The 14,979-nt window shown below is 57.1% G+C and carries 14 protein-coding genes and 4 pseudogenes; 10 read left to right on the forward strand and 8 right to left on the reverse strand.

Going from position 1 to position 14,979, the window contains the following annotated elements:
• Positions 1-281: 281 nt before the first annotated feature.
• Positions 282-644, forward strand: coding sequence for a hypothetical protein (locus N8E88_RS05795; RefSeq protein WP_262291555.1), 363 nt, complete (start codon positions 282-284; stop codon positions 642-644).
• A gap of 113 nt (positions 645-757) precedes the next feature.
• Positions 758-1,216, forward strand: a complete 459-nt coding sequence (locus N8E88_RS05800) for a nuclear transport factor 2 family protein (protein WP_262291556.1) — start codon at positions 758-760, stop codon at positions 1,214-1,216.
• A 640-nt stretch (positions 1,217-1,856) separates the two neighbouring features.
• Here N8E88_RS05800 and N8E88_RS05805 read toward each other — a convergent pair.
• The 3 genes and pseudogenes from N8E88_RS05805 to N8E88_RS05815 form a co-directional block, all read right to left on the reverse strand.
• On the reverse strand, positions 1,857-2,222 hold the full coding sequence (locus N8E88_RS05805; protein WP_262291557.1) for a hypothetical protein: 366 nt from the start codon (positions 2,220-2,222) through the stop codon (positions 1,857-1,859).
• Positions 2,223-2,334: 112 nt separating this feature from the next.
• Entirely contained in the window at positions 2,335-2,877 is a 543-nt protein-coding gene (locus N8E88_RS05810) for an MFS transporter (protein ID WP_262291558.1), read from the reverse strand.
• A gap of 95 nt (positions 2,878-2,972) precedes the next feature.
• Positions 2,973-3,575, reverse strand: a pseudogene (locus tag N8E88_RS05815) (MFS transporter); the annotation flags it as partial.
• A 727-nt stretch (positions 3,576-4,302) separates the two neighbouring features.
• On the opposite strand from N8E88_RS05815, the gene N8E88_RS05820 reads away from it, so the two are divergent.
• Complete coding sequence (locus tag N8E88_RS05820; RefSeq protein ID WP_262291559.1) at positions 4,303-4,605, forward strand: hypothetical protein; 303 nt, start codon at positions 4,303-4,305, stop codon at positions 4,603-4,605.
• A gap of 162 nt (positions 4,606-4,767) precedes the next feature.
• On the opposite strand, the gene N8E88_RS05825 is transcribed toward N8E88_RS05820, so the two are convergent.
• Positions 4,768-5,016 carry a DUF982 domain-containing protein gene (locus N8E88_RS05825; protein ID WP_262291560.1) on the reverse strand — a complete coding sequence of 83 codons (249 nt, stop codon included), beginning with the start codon at positions 5,014-5,016 and terminating at the stop codon, positions 4,768-4,770.
• An 890-nt stretch (positions 5,017-5,906) separates the two neighbouring features.
• Between N8E88_RS05825 and N8E88_RS05830 the strand changes: the two genes are divergently transcribed.
• The 3 genes from N8E88_RS05830 to N8E88_RS05840 all read left to right on the forward strand — a co-directional run bounded on the left by N8E88_RS05830 (position 5,907) and on the right by N8E88_RS05840 (position 7,862).
• Positions 5,907-6,416, forward strand: coding sequence for a hypothetical protein (locus tag N8E88_RS05830; protein ID WP_262291561.1), 510 nt, complete (start codon positions 5,907-5,909; stop codon positions 6,414-6,416).
• Positions 6,417-6,495: 79 nt separating this feature from the next.
• Positions 6,496-6,618: a PRC-barrel domain-containing protein gene (locus N8E88_RS31730; protein ID WP_410010548.1), complete on the forward strand. Its 123-nt coding sequence runs from the start codon at positions 6,496-6,498 to the stop codon at positions 6,616-6,618.
• 368 nt (positions 6,619-6,986) lie between these two features.
• Entirely contained in the window at positions 6,987-7,862 is an 876-nt protein-coding gene (locus N8E88_RS05840) for a PRC-barrel domain-containing protein (protein ID WP_262291563.1), read from the forward strand.
• A gap of 518 nt (positions 7,863-8,380) precedes the next feature.
• Here N8E88_RS05840 and N8E88_RS05845 read toward each other — a convergent pair.
• Positions 8,381-8,980: a general stress protein gene (locus N8E88_RS05845; RefSeq protein WP_262291564.1), complete on the reverse strand. Its 600-nt coding sequence runs from the start codon at positions 8,978-8,980 to the stop codon at positions 8,381-8,383.
• A 22-nt stretch (positions 8,981-9,002) separates the two neighbouring features.
• A pseudogene (locus N8E88_RS05850) lies at positions 9,003-9,324 on the reverse strand (PepSY domain-containing protein).
• A gap of 336 nt (positions 9,325-9,660) precedes the next feature.
• Here N8E88_RS05850 and N8E88_RS05855 point away from each other — a divergent pair.
• Together N8E88_RS05855 and N8E88_RS31495 are read left to right on the forward strand one after the other, a co-directional pair.
• Entirely contained in the window at positions 9,661-10,098 is a 438-nt protein-coding gene (locus N8E88_RS05855) for a hypothetical protein (RefSeq protein WP_262291565.1), read from the forward strand.
• A 177-nt stretch (positions 10,099-10,275) separates the two neighbouring features.
• The gene (locus tag N8E88_RS31495) at positions 10,276-11,088 is read left to right on the forward strand and encodes a baeRF12 domain-containing protein (protein ID WP_315975215.1); all 813 of its coding nucleotides are present in this window, start codon (positions 10,276-10,278) and stop codon (positions 11,086-11,088) included.
• Positions 11,089-11,231: 143 nt separating this feature from the next.
• On the opposite strand, the pseudogene N8E88_RS05870 reads toward N8E88_RS31495, so the two are convergent.
• Positions 11,232-11,723, reverse strand: a pseudogene (locus N8E88_RS05870) (sensor histidine kinase); the annotation flags it as partial.
• A 252-nt stretch (positions 11,724-11,975) separates the two neighbouring features.
• A complete protein-coding gene (locus N8E88_RS05875) occupies positions 11,976-13,079 on the reverse strand; it encodes an IS110 family RNA-guided transposase (RefSeq protein ID WP_410010549.1) in 1,104 nt (367 codons plus the stop codon).
• A 503-nt stretch (positions 13,080-13,582) separates the two neighbouring features.
• On the opposite strand from N8E88_RS05875, the pseudogene N8E88_RS05880 reads away from it, so the two are divergent.
• Together N8E88_RS05880 and N8E88_RS05885 are read left to right on the forward strand one after the other, a co-directional pair.
• A pseudogene (locus N8E88_RS05880) lies at positions 13,583-13,755 on the forward strand (MCE family protein); the annotation flags it as partial.
• A 98-nt stretch (positions 13,756-13,853) separates the two neighbouring features.
• On the forward strand, positions 13,854-14,417 hold the full coding sequence (locus N8E88_RS05885) for an ABC-type transport auxiliary lipoprotein family protein (protein ID WP_410010554.1): 564 nt from the start codon (positions 13,854-13,856) through the stop codon (positions 14,415-14,417).
• Positions 14,418-14,979: the final 562 nt, after the last annotated feature.

Raw genomic sequence — 14,979 nt, forward strand, 5'->3', positions numbered from 1 at the left:
TTCGGACGGAAGAACCTTGCCTTGGCGGAGCGTCCAGTACCAACACCTGGATGACAAGAGGTGCTGACCCACCATCTCGATCAACCTGGTCAATTGAAGATGGAAAAGTGGGTCAATTGGTGGCGCAACTCAACACTTCGCTCCCGAAAAAGGCGGCTCGCTACATTGATCGCGGTTTTCCGCGGCCTGCGACTTACGCGCATCGTCATCTCCTTTTTGATTGCATTCGTAATCTATACCCTATATAGAGGGCGAACGAAATCTAAAAAAGGAGATATGAGATGATCCGCAAAACCCTGAGCGCATCGCTCCTGGCCGTGCTTTTTCTTGCGACCCCGGCTTTTGCCGAAGAAGCAACTATCGGACGCCCGATCGAAGGCGGCAGCCTGCACGAGGGACACCTCGACATGGCGGTCTACTACGTCCCGGTCGACGGCGAACTGCTGGAGGTCACCGCCACCTTCGCGCCGAAGACCGGGGGCGATCCGCTGCGGGTTGTCATGGGCCTCGCCGACGGCGACTCCGTGGCATTTTCCATGCCAGGACATCAGGACTCGCTTTACGCGTTCTCAAGGTCCGGCAAGGAGGTGACGGTCTCGACCGAGACTAACACGCATCTGCGGGCCGACGTGACAATGCGTTGAGCCGACGTGCAGACCGCAGCCTGCCTGCTGCCGGCCGCGGGCTCTTGCGTCCGCGTGGCTCGCCACACGATGCCCTCGATCACGCCATCAAATAAGTCTAAAGGAGAGGTCAAATGATATACAGTTATTTTGTCGAGAAATCGATCCGGCAGAGCTTCGACCACGTCAACAACCATCGCTGGGATGCGGCGGTGAAAGCACTCGCGCCGCATGTCCATCACCGCGTTTCTGGCGCCCACGCGCTTGGTGGTGAGCGCCACGATAAAGTAGCCGTGCGCCACTGGTTTGAGCGCCTCGGCCGTGTCCTGCCCACTCTCCATCTCACGGTCAACCACATCTGGGTGAACGGCTGGCCTTGGCATACCACCGTGTTTGCCCAGTGGGACGGCACCGCAACGCTGCTCAACGGCGACGCGTCGTACGTCAACCGTGGTCTCCACGTGTTCATCCTGCGGTGGGGTAGAGTCTATGCGCTTGAGGAATTTTACGATTCACAAGCAGCGGCCGGCGGTCTTGCCGCCCAAGCGGCAGCTGGCCTCGAAGAAGCTGTCGCCGAACAGATTGTAAGCTAGCAGAAGCGCAGCCCACCGCGTTGCGTGACTGCGGGTGCGCTATGCTCCTGTGTGTTGGGGAGGAGGACAGGTACCGCAGCCCCCGTTTGCGCAGGCGCAAAGGGCCTTTCACGAATGGAACGCCTCGCTGACGGTACTTTTTTGATAATGAATCGCTCTGGTGGGTGTGGCAATGTGTTGAAAATGCCGAACTATTTTGATTTCGTTCAGATGAGCGTTTAACGGCATGATTAGCGCGCCGACTTCGGAAATTATCAACTGAAGGTTTGTATATCGTCACACGATCAGCGATTGTAGAATTCCAGGAACCAATCGGATTGGCAGAAAATCCACACTTATCGGCATTTTCAAAGGAAGGTTTACTGGCAGGTCCTGAATTTGAGCAGGTGCTTAATCCCGAGTTCCAACTTACGACAGAACAGGCGTTCGCAAGAGGATCCCTTACGTAGGGCAAAGTGTGACCCTTGCGGCCTTTCAAGTAACTATCCTCCCTCCCGCTCTTAGCCGCCTTTGCAAATCCTCGGTGTCGTGATGATCTGGCAACGGTATCAATTCGACCATTCCTACACCCCGGTCCAATGTTTCACGCAGATGCTAAGGGCGCCGGAGCTGGCTGCCGTGCCGGAGAAAGGCCGTTGTCCTAGGTCTCGATGGCGATTTCTCGAATCGCATCGAGAAAGTCTAATGGAGCCGATCCCAGCTCAAAACAGATCGACGCATGGCCATCAGGCAGGTCGATCACGAGTTGGAGGAAGTTGCCATAGCCGACAAGGACGAAATTGGCGCCCCCGCAGTCTAGATTCCCGCGCTGGCGTGCAAGGGCCAGCAGGGTGGGATTGACAAAGAGCTCCTCGTACCGATCCGACTCGGCCGCCGAAGCATCCGCTACTTCCGACCGCTGCCGTGCTGCCAGTGCACCCTTTCTGTAGAGCGCGACATAGCGGATCGCTGCGGACACGCTGAAAATCCGGTCAATCAACAAAGCCTCTTGAGTACCATGCATCATTTGTCACTCCAAAGGAGACGAGGTTACCTCTTACCGCCCGCCACCGACGGGCGGAAACCGCTGCTGGCTTCGATGGCGGCGCTGTTATTGGTGCTCGGCGGCATGCTCGAGATCATCGGTCCTGTTTGCATCCTGCTTGGGTTTTATCCTCCAGGCCGCCCTGCTGTTCATATTCTGTCGTGGGCACCGTGTGACTGATGTCGAGAGCGGTTTGGAGGTTGAGTGCGAGCAGGAGGGTTACCGCAATCCCGCCGGCGATAGCGAACACCGCCGTTCTGATCCCTTCGGCTGTGGCAACGCGCAGTCCCTCGCCGACGAGTCCTTCGGTGCCAGAGTTAGCCAGTAGGACCAGGATGGCGAGACCGACCACCGCACCGATTCCGGAACCGGTGGAGACCACGCCCGAGGCGACTCCGTGCTCGCGGTCTGCCACCCCTGTGGCAGCGGCGATGAACATGGCCGTGAACACAACACCGTCGCCGATGCTGACGGCGACGAGGCCGGGCATGAGGGAGGCATACGAGCCGTCTGGCGACATCGCCAGTCCCAAGGTGGCTGCGCCTGCCGCGCCAATGGCGAGGGCGACGATGAGCGTGCGCCGCAGACCCAGACGCGTAACCACCTTCCCGGCGAACGTCGAGCCCGCGACGACCACGGTGGTGGGAAGCAGGAATCCGACGCCGGTCTCCAGTCGTAGCCCAAGACCTCCTGGAAGTAGAGGGACAGAAAGTAAAGCAGGGAGCCGAACGTCGCCATGAACATGAAAGCGATCATCACGGCCCTGATTAGGACGCGGTTGGCCAGCAGGTGGGGTGGCACCAGCGGATCACGGCTGCGGAGCTCGATGACGGCGAAGGCGCCCAGCAGCACAAGCCCCGCGACTGCGGCCGCGAGGATCCATGGTGAGGTCCAACCAACGTCCGGGCCCCGCACGAGGGCGAAGACGAGCAAGGTGATTCCACCGGTGGCGGTCAGCGCACCCGGCAGATCGAACCTGCGGTCCTTATCCCGGGCCTGGTCGGCCTCGATCAGCACGAATGCCCCGATGAGCGCCGCACCCGCGAGCGGAACATTGACGAAGAACACCGCTTCCCAGCCGAGGAAGCGGGTGAGCACGCCACCGAGCAAGACACCGATTACGAGCCCGGCCGCGCCGCAACCGCCCCAGATGCCAAGGGCGCGGTTGCGGTCCCGTCCCTCAGCGAACGTTGTGTTGATCAGCGCGAGGGTGCCGGGGAAGACCAAGGCGCCACCGAGGCCCGTCAGTCCAGACGTCACCTCCGCCTGCCATCTCAACAGGTTCCGTATAAGGGCTTCTGCGCGCACAACGCATTTGCCGAAAGTCCCATCCACTGCATTGAGAAAATGTGGCTTCAACGGAAAAGGCGAGGCCCAGCGCAGTCTGAGGGGGTGCCGTACGCCGGGCCCCTATCGAAGAGGTTATGCTCCCGACGCACAATGAAACCAATTGAAGGGAGTATTTGTTCCGACCATGTCCGTTCGGGAAGATGCGATGTTTAACCGTTTTCTATGATAACGGCAGGCCAGCCCTGGGGTTTCGGTCAAGTCAGCTCACGCGTTGATTGAGCTCAGGTGGGTCCATGTTTTGGTGGGTCTGATATGCGACGCATTCTAAAAGTGCACGTGAAACAGACGGCATCTTCAGGTGCCTCATTGGGGTAGCAGGAAGTATTGATAGCACCGAAACGCCACCGAAACACCTGCAGCCCAAGAGCTGGCCGTGCACGAGGTGAACACACCAACCGCGCCACTGCCGAGGGACTGATGCCGATGATCTGCCGCCGCTTGGTCTGACCCTCTGACCATCGCCGTCAACGATGGTTGCCGAACAAGCAACGGAGGAAGGTGCCCATGACTTATTCGAGCAGCCGCCGGTGGGGCGGGGCGAGATTCAATCGACGAAGTCGAGCGATTGGCCGGCATCCGCGACAATTTGTGATCGGCCGTCCTCAGGAACCTTATCGGTCGACAACGGGTTGTCCTTGCAATGGATTTACCTGCCCATCGAACGGATTTCGCTCGATTTGAAAATTCAGACGTCACGGAGGAGATAACAAGAATGCAAGATACAACCCTGGGTGAACTAGCTGACAAGGTTGACCGGTTTGAAAAGAACCTAAAGCGCCGGATGGCCAGCGTCAGGGCTCGCACTCTGCTGGCGCCGGACCAAACAAGGCGATCCGAAAGGTTTGATGAAAAACTGAAGCAAATTCAGGGGAAACTAAAGGCAAAATGTGTGGCGTCGCAAATTGTTGATAAGGAACTCCGCGAACTCGAAATTCAAAATGCTATGCTGCTGCTGACCAGCAGTTTTGATCATTGGGCACGTCGACTGAATTCCGGGATGATCAAAAAGCAATGACTGTGCCTGTTCATCTGAATGCTAAGATTGCAGCAGTTTTCGGTTTCGGATTGGACACCTGGGGCAATCACCGGTCGAATCTCACTACCGTCGTTAGGCGGGACAGGAAGGTAAAAACGCCGACCATACCGCTTTCAGCTGCATCATCTCCGATCGGCAGTTTTATCGTGCCTGAGCCTCAATTAGCATGTGAACTTCTCGCGCCGCAGCAATGAAGGCAGCGCGTGCGTCATCAGCAGTCGCCTTACCTTCCATCGCCTCGATGCAAGCTCGCCGCGCGGCGAAATACGCTTTACCGCGGTCCTTCGGCCAAACCTGAAACAACAGCACCGCAGCTTCCATGACCGAGGTGACATTTCGGCGCTGTCCGGCCTGGGCTATGACGACCCGCTCAAATTGAATATTTTTCATGGACCAGAACCCGCGGATCGCCGCGTTCGTTCCCAGGATGGGTGGCGGAATCACTGACTTTCGTTTGCGCGCTAACTACCGGGCTAAACGCAAACCGTGGTTGGGAGACGCGGGTTTCCACCTTCCGGTCCAGCGAGGAATTCCGTTTGACAGGTTCTAGCGAGTGGAGGAGGGTTGCTTGTCGGGCACCAAGGTCCCGGCGTGGGGACTCGGCATATTCCAGGTCCACAGTGCAGGGGCCCACTTTCGCTTTGTTGCGCAAGCTCACAATTTCCCCGGGTTTGCACCCCGTAACGCGCTCTGAACGCGCTGTGGCTGCATGAGATGCGGTAATTTTCGACGGGAGTCGGAAGGCAGCCAGCGTTGGCACAATCAGGTTTACCCACGCATGTCATAGTTCATTCGGTATAGCTTGAATGGTTAATCGATATTAGGTTCAAGTCTAAGCAGAATTGTTATGTATTAAAATCATAGAATTGTTGGTATGTAAGTTACAAGCAATAAAGCCATCAATGGCTAAGTGAAAACACAAAACATTTTCCGAGTATGGTGAGTTGCGCAACGAAGCAAACTCGTGAGGAAATGTGTCATGTGTAAAATAACAAGCACAATGAATTGGGGAAGGCGCAATGGTTTATTCGCCATATTGGCGGTTTCTACCTTGGGCTTGGTTTCAACGGCCATCCAAATCGAGCCAGCACACGCTCAAACCAAACGTGCATTGTTTGCCAGTGCGGCGCAATGCCGGCAGCTGACTGAAGATAACACGGCACTATGCTGCTATGCGTTGAACAGAAGGTTCGTGCTCACGCGGAAACAGCTTCAAATGTGCCCACCGCGAACAACGGCCGCGATCAGTGCGGCGTCCAATATCGATCACGAAGGCGGCAGTGATCGCCCTGGTCGCAGCAGTGGCCGTTCCAGCAACGGAAATGCGGGTAGCAGCACCGCTGGTAGCAACGCCGGGGGCACCCCCAGCGGCTCTGGTAACACAGGCGGCAACCCGGGCGGTGACCCTGGTGGCGGCGGTGGCACTGGCGGTGGTACTGGGGGCACCCCCGGCGGCGGTGGTGACACTGGCGGCAACCCGGGCGGCGGTGGTAACCCTGGCGGTGGCGATCCAGGCAATTACGGACCCGGTGATGGAGGTCATAAAGGTGGCGGGCACCATGGCGACAATCACGGCAAGGGCGATCACGCCAGAGGTAATCATGGCAAGGGCAACCACAACGGAGGCGGCCATGGAAACAACGGTCACGGCAATGACCCTGACGGAAATGACAGTTCCAATCCCGGTAGCAGCAACAATGGGGATGGCAGCGATGCCGACGGGGCCAATAACGGAAGCGGCAATCATGGAGGCAAAGGACACGGCCGCGACAAATAAGCGGATCGCCTGATCGTTGCACTCAAGCCCAACAATCGACGCAACAGGCTTTCGCTGTAACGGCGGAGTCTGTTGCGTTTGCACAGTGCCCGGTGTTGCTCATCGGTAAATTGAACGCTATCGTCATCGACGCCAACGGCAGGATCGAAGCTGCCGTGATCGGCGTTGGCGGTTTCCTCGGCATAGGTGGAAAGGACGTTTGCAATTGGGTTTAACAAGCTGAACCTCGCCAAGAAGGACAATGGTGAAAACTGGCTGGTCATCAATGCCACGATGGCAAGTGCGGGCCGAACCCGCTGCGGAGAATTGAATCGATGATGGCGTTCGCTATCATTTTCTAACCAAACCGTGCGTGAGAGCGCCCGGGTCGCCGCAACCCCAGATCCTCGACGGGCAAAGCCTAACGTTTGAGTAGGCTCAGCAGCTTCCATCCAATTTCTCCAACGCTGAACACAGACGGCGCATTTTGTTCCATTGAACCTGACCGCTCGCCGTATTTTCACAGCCAACGTGGAACAGAGAGCTAGTCTCTGCGTTTGTGCTTGGCTGCACGCATTGTGCCGCCTTTCAGGAGCAATCAATTTTGAAAACCTTATTCACGACGACTTTTCTCATAACATTGATGACAACAGGGGCATTCGCACAAGACGGAAGGACGTCTCAAGACGTTTTTGGTCATCCATCGGTGGCGGCACGAGATCACGATCGCTATCTCGTCGCTTCCAAAGGGCTCGTCCTCACATCGGGCCTAGTCGGACAAACAGTTTATAATGGTCCGGCAGACGACGCTGCCATGATCGGCGAAGTGACCGATATTGTCCTCAGCCCAGACGGAAATGCGGTGGCGGCGCTTATTGGCGTCGGCGGCTTCCTTGGCGTCGGCCAGAAGGATATTGCCGTAAGTCTCGATCAATTGGCATGGGTAACACGCGAGGACAACAAGCGCTGGCTGGTTGTTGCGAGCAGCAAAGAGGAACTCAGCGGCGCTCCCACGTTCGATCGCAAAAGTTTGCTGACAGAAGGGGCGTCCAATCCCGCCAAGGGACAGGCTACGGGAGTCGCAACGAATACGAAACCGGAGGGCGCGGTTAACAAATCAGCTTCGGACATCAGAAGAGCGCTCAAGGCTGTTCCGACTGCGTCGATAAGCTCCGAAAAGTTGATAGGTTCAGCGGTCTATGGCCCCGATGACAAGCAGCTTGGCAGCGTGGCAGATACATTGATGGCAGGTGACGGGCAGGTCGACGCTTTTGTCGTGGACGTTGGTGGCTTTCTTGGACTAGGCAAAAAGCCGATCGCAATCTCGATTGAAAACCTCGATCTGCTCGCCGATGACAATGGAAAAATTTCCGTTTTTACGCCGTTTACCAAGGACGAGCTTGAGAAGCACCCGGCCTATTCGGCAGAGGCATATAAGGCCGACAGCGAGAAGATTCTGCTTCGCGGTGCGGCCGAATAGAGTCAGATGCCGACTGCCTGTGTTTAGGCCTTTCGTAAACATCCTTGCCGCGGTCATGGTCCTTTTCGAGGTCTTTGCCTCATGATGATGTTCGGGGCGGGGATATCAGAGGTTCCGCTAGGCGGGCTTGCAAACTGGCAGGATTTATGCGGTCGTTCCATCTACCCAGATGCAATGAAGCAGGATTGAGAGTTTTCGGCTACCGCGACTTTGGCTTTTTTATTCCGAGTGCGTCTGGCCGGGCGCAGTCACCACGCCCTTTCCCAGTTGACGACTTTCTTGACGCCTCGGTGGTCGTGCGGAATTCATCCGCTGGGCCGCCTTCATATCGTAAAGCCAACTCGCGTTGGCGTTTCGGCGATAGCAACGCAGTGTCGGACAATTCGCGGTGCGGCCGAAGCAACGACCGCATCGAGAATGCAGGCGATACGTTTGCAACCAACCAACCTCCCTCGTCCAAGTTCTCCAAGACAGACAGCCGAGCCCATCGAACCCGGCTGTGTGTGGGTCAACAAGAATTATGGCATTTGCTGGCGGTAATTGCGCAGGCGCTCGCGTTCACGTGCAACTTCTTCGTCGGTGAGCGCAGGGCTCGCTTCATCAAAGCGGCTCCAGCCGTCGTCCCGATAGACGGCGCGTCGGGCATCGATATCAACGGGCGAGCTGTCGCGGATGATTGATTGGGCCGTGACAGCTTGATCAACCTCCACTCTGACCGACACCAACGTGCTTCCGCGTCGTATGCCTTCCGCGTAGACGTGAGCCTCGTCCTCATCGACACCTGCATCAGTAAGCGAACCGATGATTCCGCCTGCGGCACCGCCCGCCACCGCCCCCGCCGCAGCGCCGGCGGCGGTTGCTGCGAGCCAGCCTGCCGCAACCACCGGCCCGACGCCCGGGATCGCGAGCATGCCGAGTCCCGCCAAAAGACCGCCCGCTCCGCCAACGACAGCTCCTACCCCAGCGCCGGCAGCTGCCCCTTCCCCAGCGTGTGTTTCTTTTACCGCACCGCGCCCGACGATGGTGATGTCGGATGAATCTATGCCCGCATCTTCAAGTTCACTCACCACCGCCCGGGCGTCGTCATAGTTGTCATAAAGTGCTGTTACCGTTTGCATTTTGGATCTCCCTTGTTTGAGCTTATTTGGCGGGTTCGCTAATGTTGCCCTGGTAGTCGAGTTGCACTGCAACGGCCTTGCCGTCTTTCTTGGCCGAGGCATTCCAAATACCGTCAGCCCCTTTTGTCAGCGCGGTAACTTCGGAATAGCCCTTACTTTCGATGCGGTCCTTTGCCTGCCCTTCCGTGAAGCTGTTTGCGCCCGGAACAGGTGCAGCGGGGTTGGTCGTATCCGGGCGTCGCCACCGCCGGCGTTCCGGCGTCGGTCCCCGGCTTCGGCGTCTCCTGCGCTTGAGCCACAGACAGAAGTGCGAGTGATCCAAGGGCGAGTGCAATGCGTTCCATGGGAACCTCCATGGTTCGTAGCCATCGAGCAACGTTTGCTGCGGAATTAACAGATGGCTTGGCATAAGGTTCCGCCGGGCGTTTGGCGAACGCCTTATTTGCCCCGGTCTGCTGCATACCGGATGAGCGGGACCTATCCTGAATTCGCAGGCTTCCTCTTCCTGTCGGCTTGAAAATTCCGCCGTGGGTGCCGTCCTCTTTCTCTCAGGGCGTTGGGGCCACACCATGGTGACGCCTGCAGGTGAACCATCCCGTCGCCACTCCGTCTCCGACGGTACAGGTCAGGAACAATTTAACCCGCCAAAGGTTGATGTCACACATTCAAAGGAGGCGAAAATGAAACACGTTGCACTCGAACAGTTGCAAACAGTCGCCGACGTCGAATGGGAGCAACAGCCCCAACCGATGTCCCGCAATCAACGCATTGAACGTTGGGCCGAACTTCTCGAACTCAACCCTAGTCGGCGTCTCGCGACGCTGCACCAGACAGAAAATCGACTGGCCAAGGAACGCGACGCCATGCGCATCGACGGATCGCCGATCTCGGCAGCTTTCGGAGATCCGGTGCTGCGTGCGGCCGGGTTGCAAGGAGATAGTTACGGCGAGGCGAAACGGTTCTTTGAACTGACCGACTATCAACTGCACCGGGCACTTTGCTATTGTCATTTCGGTGCGACGGTCAGTGCCGCAACGGCTGCTCACTACATTCGTAAGGCGGCCGGCAGCGGACGTCGCAGTCTAGTCGCGCGGTTGTGGGAGAGACTGGCAGAGTAGCATAGGGCCGTAGCGCTGCAGACTCTCGTTGCAGCTCTTAAATCTGATCGTGCCCCAGGTTCATAAGACTTAGCAGGATGCGGTCGGCGCTGCGGCTGGCGAAAGGCATGAAGAACCCGAGACTAAGAACTTTCGTATCCTGCGCTGCAAGAGCCTCAAGGGATCGGATCAGCGGCACTGTGGAGTGCGAACAACGGCATCAAGGCCATATTCGAAGCCTTAAACGTTGCCTATTGCGAGAAGGAAACCCGCAGCTTCGCGCGCGTTAATCTGGTTTCATTTGTTTTCACGTTCGGCAGCATGTTTTTTGGAATTATCCTGACCACTGCGCTGGGTATTATCCTACACGTGTTGACGCTGCGTGGCCTGGACGGTTGGAATGCGGTGCTGATTAGCTTGGCCCGCTGGCCCTTAATTGCCTTGGCGGTCGCGCCCTTTTTCCTACACGGGGCGGTGCCCGATCAAAATTACTGCATCGAAAAGACCCCTACCGCGTTGTCCTCTCTAGGGCTGGCAATTCTGCCATCCCCCTTGGTTTGCCCGATCGGAAGATATGGGGCGGGAATGACGCGGAGAAAATCAAATATGCAGATTCCAAAAGGCGCAACAATTGCGGTAGCTGACGGCGAGAAATTCAATCTTTTCCAGAATGTCAGTGATGATGCAGATCCAAAGCTGACGGCTCTTCCTGACGCTGATGTTGATACTGAAAGCAACAACGCCAGCGGTGGCCGGAAAAGCAGTTCTGCAAATCCCGACCAAGGCCAAGCTGACGAAGATAATTTCGCAGGCGGAATAGCAGACATTCTTAATCAACGCGTGCTGAAGGGGAAAATCACGGGTCTGGTGGTAATTGCCGCCCCCAAAGCTCTGGGAGAATTGCGCAAGCACTATCATAAAGAACTCGAAGCGGTTTTGATCGGCGAAATTTCCAAAGATCTGACGGGACATTCCATTCAGGACATTGAAAAATCTATCGCTTCCGCTTGACGGTGCGGACACTGCCGGAGCGGAAGCTCCGGCAACATTCTTTCTGTCTCCAAAGCCGGTTATGCCCTGACATCCAATGCAGCCAAGTGGATTTCGACAACGCCGCCGATCCATTATAGCAGGTAATGGCCTTGTTCCAAAATTACGCTAATTCGCCCCTGCGCTGTCGACAGCGCGCCATACTTGATGGCGTTGGTGACAAGTTCATGCAGGCAAAGAGCCATAGTGGTTCCCGCGTCGCGGGTGAGCATGAGATCAGGACCTTCGACATGAAGTCTGTCCGTCGCTTTGGCGTTATAAGGCTTCAGTGTGAGTTCGACTATCCCTCTCAGCGCAACGCTATCACCCCCTTGCTCGAAGACGGCAGAGTGGACGTTGGCCAGTGCTCCTAGACGACCTTCGAAATCGGCGGCAAGAGCGTCGATTGAATCCGCATCGCGACGGGTCATGCGAAAAATCGATGTCACGCTTGCCAGAATATTCTTGACGCGGTGGTTCAACTCAAAACGAAGCTCCCTCTCCCGCTCAATGGAATCTCGGACTTCCTGCTGGCGCAACCGAACAAGGAGGGCCGATTGGATACCGCTCACAAGCTCCAATGACGCAACTGGCCTCTGGAAAAATATATGTCTGGCTTCTCTAATCGGGCATTTGGGTCAAGCTCTTTTCTAATTTTCCGGCAGCCTGGTCGTTCACGCGGGTCACGCTTCTCTTCGCAGTCGATTGGCTCCCTTGCGTTCGGAGCCGCTGCATGCATGCATGGGATCAGGGTCTGGAGAGCCTCGCTTTGGGACGCGCTCGAAGCGCAGCAGACATTAACGGCTTCATCCATCCCGTCGTCCGCGTGGGACGATCCGGCCAGGATCGAGTTCGAAGGCTCTGTCAAATCATGCAGATGCCTCCGATCCGAACCGGAACTCTGTGCCGTCGATCCACATCCGATGAAGCACCACGGCAATCTTGCGGGCGACAGCGACGATGGCTCGCCGCCGTCCCTTGGTCTTCATCAACCGCACGCCCCAGGCCTTCAGGCTGCTCCAGGCAATCGACCGCATCAGCATCGCGTTGGCGGCTGCATAGAGCGTCGCCCGCACGTCGGCGTCGCCGGCATGGGAGATTCGGCCGGGATTGTCCTTCTCGCCGGACTGGAAGCGTCGCGGCGTCAGCCCGAAGTGAGCGCCGACAGTGCGCGAGCTTTTAAAGCGGATGGGATCGTCAACTGCGGCCTTGAAGCTCAAGGCCGTCACGTATCCGACACCTGGAACACTCATGAACCGCGTAGTGACGGAGTCTTGGTGCGCCGCCCGTCGGACACGTCGATCGAGTTCAAGTAAGGTTTCCAGGAGCATCTGCCTGGCCTGCAACATCGGTAGGAGCGCATGGCTTAGTGCAGGATCGCTTTCGATCGTGTCTCGGATGGCCGCATCGAAAGCACCACCCCGCAAACGCATCGGCAGCTTGACGCCGAAGACCTTCAGAAGCCCGCGGATTTCGTTTTCAAGGTCGATGCATTTGCGCTGCATGACCTTGCGGCTGGTGAGCAGCGCACGGATGTAATGGCTTTCGACGCTCTTCACATGCACCCGACTATACCAACCCGATCGCAGCAGTTGGGCGATGCCGCGAGCGTCGTTTTTGTCGGTCTTGTTGCGCATGGCCGAAAGAGCGGCATTGACCTGCCGAGCCTCCATACACACGACGTCGAACCCCGCTTCTTTCAGTCCGTAGGTCAGATGTTGAGTGAGCGTGCCAGCTTCCAGCCCAACCTGATGGATCGGTTCGCCAAACTCGCGCAGGCAGCGAACCAGGTCCGACACGTCGGATGGGACGGATCGCTCGAGCCGAACCTTCCCATCCTGGTCAATAATGCAGATCGCCACTGAGCGCAGCGACACGTCCAAAGAGCATAAAACATCGTCATCTCCCTTCATCTCGGTCAAGCCGAGATAGTAGTGGGAGCTCGCCCCTGCTGGGACCGCCCGATTACACATGCTTTCGGCCATCGCCCGTCGAGTTCGGCACGGATACGAGACTGCTGGGCCGATCGATCTAAAAGGACGAAGATTGGCAAGTCAGACCAGTTGGGCTGTGTGGCCAAATGGCTTGCTATGGCTTCGATTGTCGGAGGGTTCAGGGATTCGTGAGTGACAATTATCACGCCGGGGGATTCGGACAGCATCTGGTCGAGCCCGTGCTTGTTAGGTTCTTAATCGAGGAACGGTATGAGTGACGATAAAAAGCCAAAGCGACAGAATGTCGTGCACTGGCAACCTAGGCGGCCCGAATACCAGGATGCGCTGTGTTCAGGCCACCTACCTCCACCCAACGACGAGACTTTCGAGGAGTTGCTGCGGCGCTTGGATGAGGCCGAGGAAAAGCAGCAAAAATAGGCCTTGCCCGGCTATCCTAGAAGTCGTCTGCGGTTAGCGCCCTCAGCGGCGACTTGTCATTCACCCAACAGTGATAGTTCCGGTCAACCCTGCCGACGCGAATGATCAATCGATTCTCCGGACAGGGGCTGCGCGACGTACACGCGCTCGTCAACGAGAGCCGTCAGTCGGTGCAGCGCATCGAACGGCAATTACCGATCTTGAAAAGAACCCGCAGCGCGTGATTTTCGGTGGAGGTGGCAACGTTCCCGAGTACGACGGACGCACACGCCGTTGACTTTGGCCAATTCGCATCGCATGAGAGTCAACGGGTTGTCACGCTTCGCGGGGACGGGGGCATTGGTGAGTTCAAGAACGACTATTGCCGCTCTGCTGATGGCTTTGTCCGTTTCAGCCTGCGCCAGTTCCAAAAAGCTTGATACGTTCGATCTTTCCGGTGCTTCGCCATCTGTGTCTTCACCAAAGAAGCAGGGGCGTCAGATTCTGATTGCGGCGCCCTCCGCGCTCAAGGCGCTCGACGGCGAAAATGTCGTTGTCCGCTCCGGTCCGAATTCGATTGCCTTTCTTAAGGGCGCGCAGTGGGCCGATCGTCTGCCGAACATCGTACAATCGCGCTTCGTGCAGGCTTTCGAGAGCACCGGGCGTCTTGGCGGCGTCGGCCGTCCTGGTGAAGGCCTCGCCATCGACTATCAGGTGATCAGTGATATCCGTTCCTTCAATATCAACGTTTCCGGCGGTAATGCCGCTGTCGTCGAAATCGCCGTCAAGATACTGAACGACAAGAATGGAACCGTACGTTCGTCGCGCATCTTCCGCTCAACATCTCCGGTGGGCGGGCCAGCAAACGGGCAGGGCAATGCCTCCTATATCGCCGCGCTTGACAGGGCTTTTGATAGCGTTACGAGCGATATTGTCAAATGGACGCTTTCGGTGATTTGAGCGGGTCGCGATGCGACGCCAGAACGCTTCAGGATCGCGCTTTTAAGCCGCGAAGGATATCAGAGGATGCGTCTAGCGGCATCTCCTCTGGCTCGTAGCCCATGCCACCACCTTGATCTGCGGGTTGGCAATTGTACCTCTCAAAGCGCTTCCTTACGTAGTCTGCTGCTTCCTGCTATCGATGTGGCGCTGCCGCCGCTGCCTTTGAGAAATTCCCCTGACCCGAAGAAACAAGACCAGTTCCAGGTTCCCTTGCTCGGCCCATGCTCGACGGCGATTCACGAATGCTGTGAAATCATGGTGCCCGATCTCGCCGCCAATCTCGGTAGGTTTCCATCTGACTTGGTTCATCTAAAAGTGTTCCAAGTTTCATCGTTTGTCCCGTGCACTATATGCCCGTTAAAAAGTTGGAACAGTTTGATGTGGATAACTTTCCGCTCGGCCTGTCCAGCGGCGGATCCCTTCCTAGCGTGTGGGTTAGGAACCACGCGCTGATGCCATCATTCCCATATTTGATCGCTCAAAGTAGGAACGGCTAGTCAACGGAAATCACATCCCCTGT

The organism is Phyllobacterium zundukense (assembly GCF_025452195.1).
Classification (GTDB): Bacteria; Pseudomonadota; Alphaproteobacteria; order Rhizobiales; family Rhizobiaceae; genus Phyllobacterium; species Phyllobacterium zundukense_A.

Coding starts and splice junctions, on each gene's coding strand:
- N8E88_RS05795 (WP_262291555.1), top strand. CDS start 282: ATGATCCGCAAAACCCTGAGCGCATCGCTCCTGGCCGTGCTTTTTCTT.
- N8E88_RS05800 (WP_262291556.1), top strand. CDS start 758: ATGATATACAGTTATTTTGTCGAGAAATCGATCCGGCAGAGCTTCGAC.
- N8E88_RS05805 (WP_262291557.1), bottom strand. CDS start 2,222: ATGATGCATGGTACTCAAGAGGCTTTGTTGATTGACCGGATTTTCAGC.
- N8E88_RS05820 (WP_262291559.1), top strand. CDS start 4,303: ATGCAAGATACAACCCTGGGTGAACTAGCTGACAAGGTTGACCGGTTT.
- N8E88_RS05825 (WP_262291560.1), bottom strand. CDS start 5,016: ATGAAAAATATTCAATTTGAGCGGGTCGTCATAGCCCAGGCCGGACAG.
- N8E88_RS05845 (WP_262291564.1), bottom strand. CDS start 8,980: ATGCAAACGGTAACAGCACTTTATGACAACTATGACGACGCCCGGGCG.
- N8E88_RS05855 (WP_262291565.1), top strand. CDS start 9,661: ATGAAACACGTTGCACTCGAACAGTTGCAAACAGTCGCCGACGTCGAA.
- N8E88_RS05875 (WP_410010549.1), bottom strand. CDS start 13,079: ATGTGTAATCGGGCGGTCCCAGCAGGGGCGAGCTCCCACTACTATCTC.
- N8E88_RS05885 (WP_410010554.1), top strand. CDS start 13,854: ATGGCTTTGTCCGTTTCAGCCTGCGCCAGTTCCAAAAAGCTTGATACG.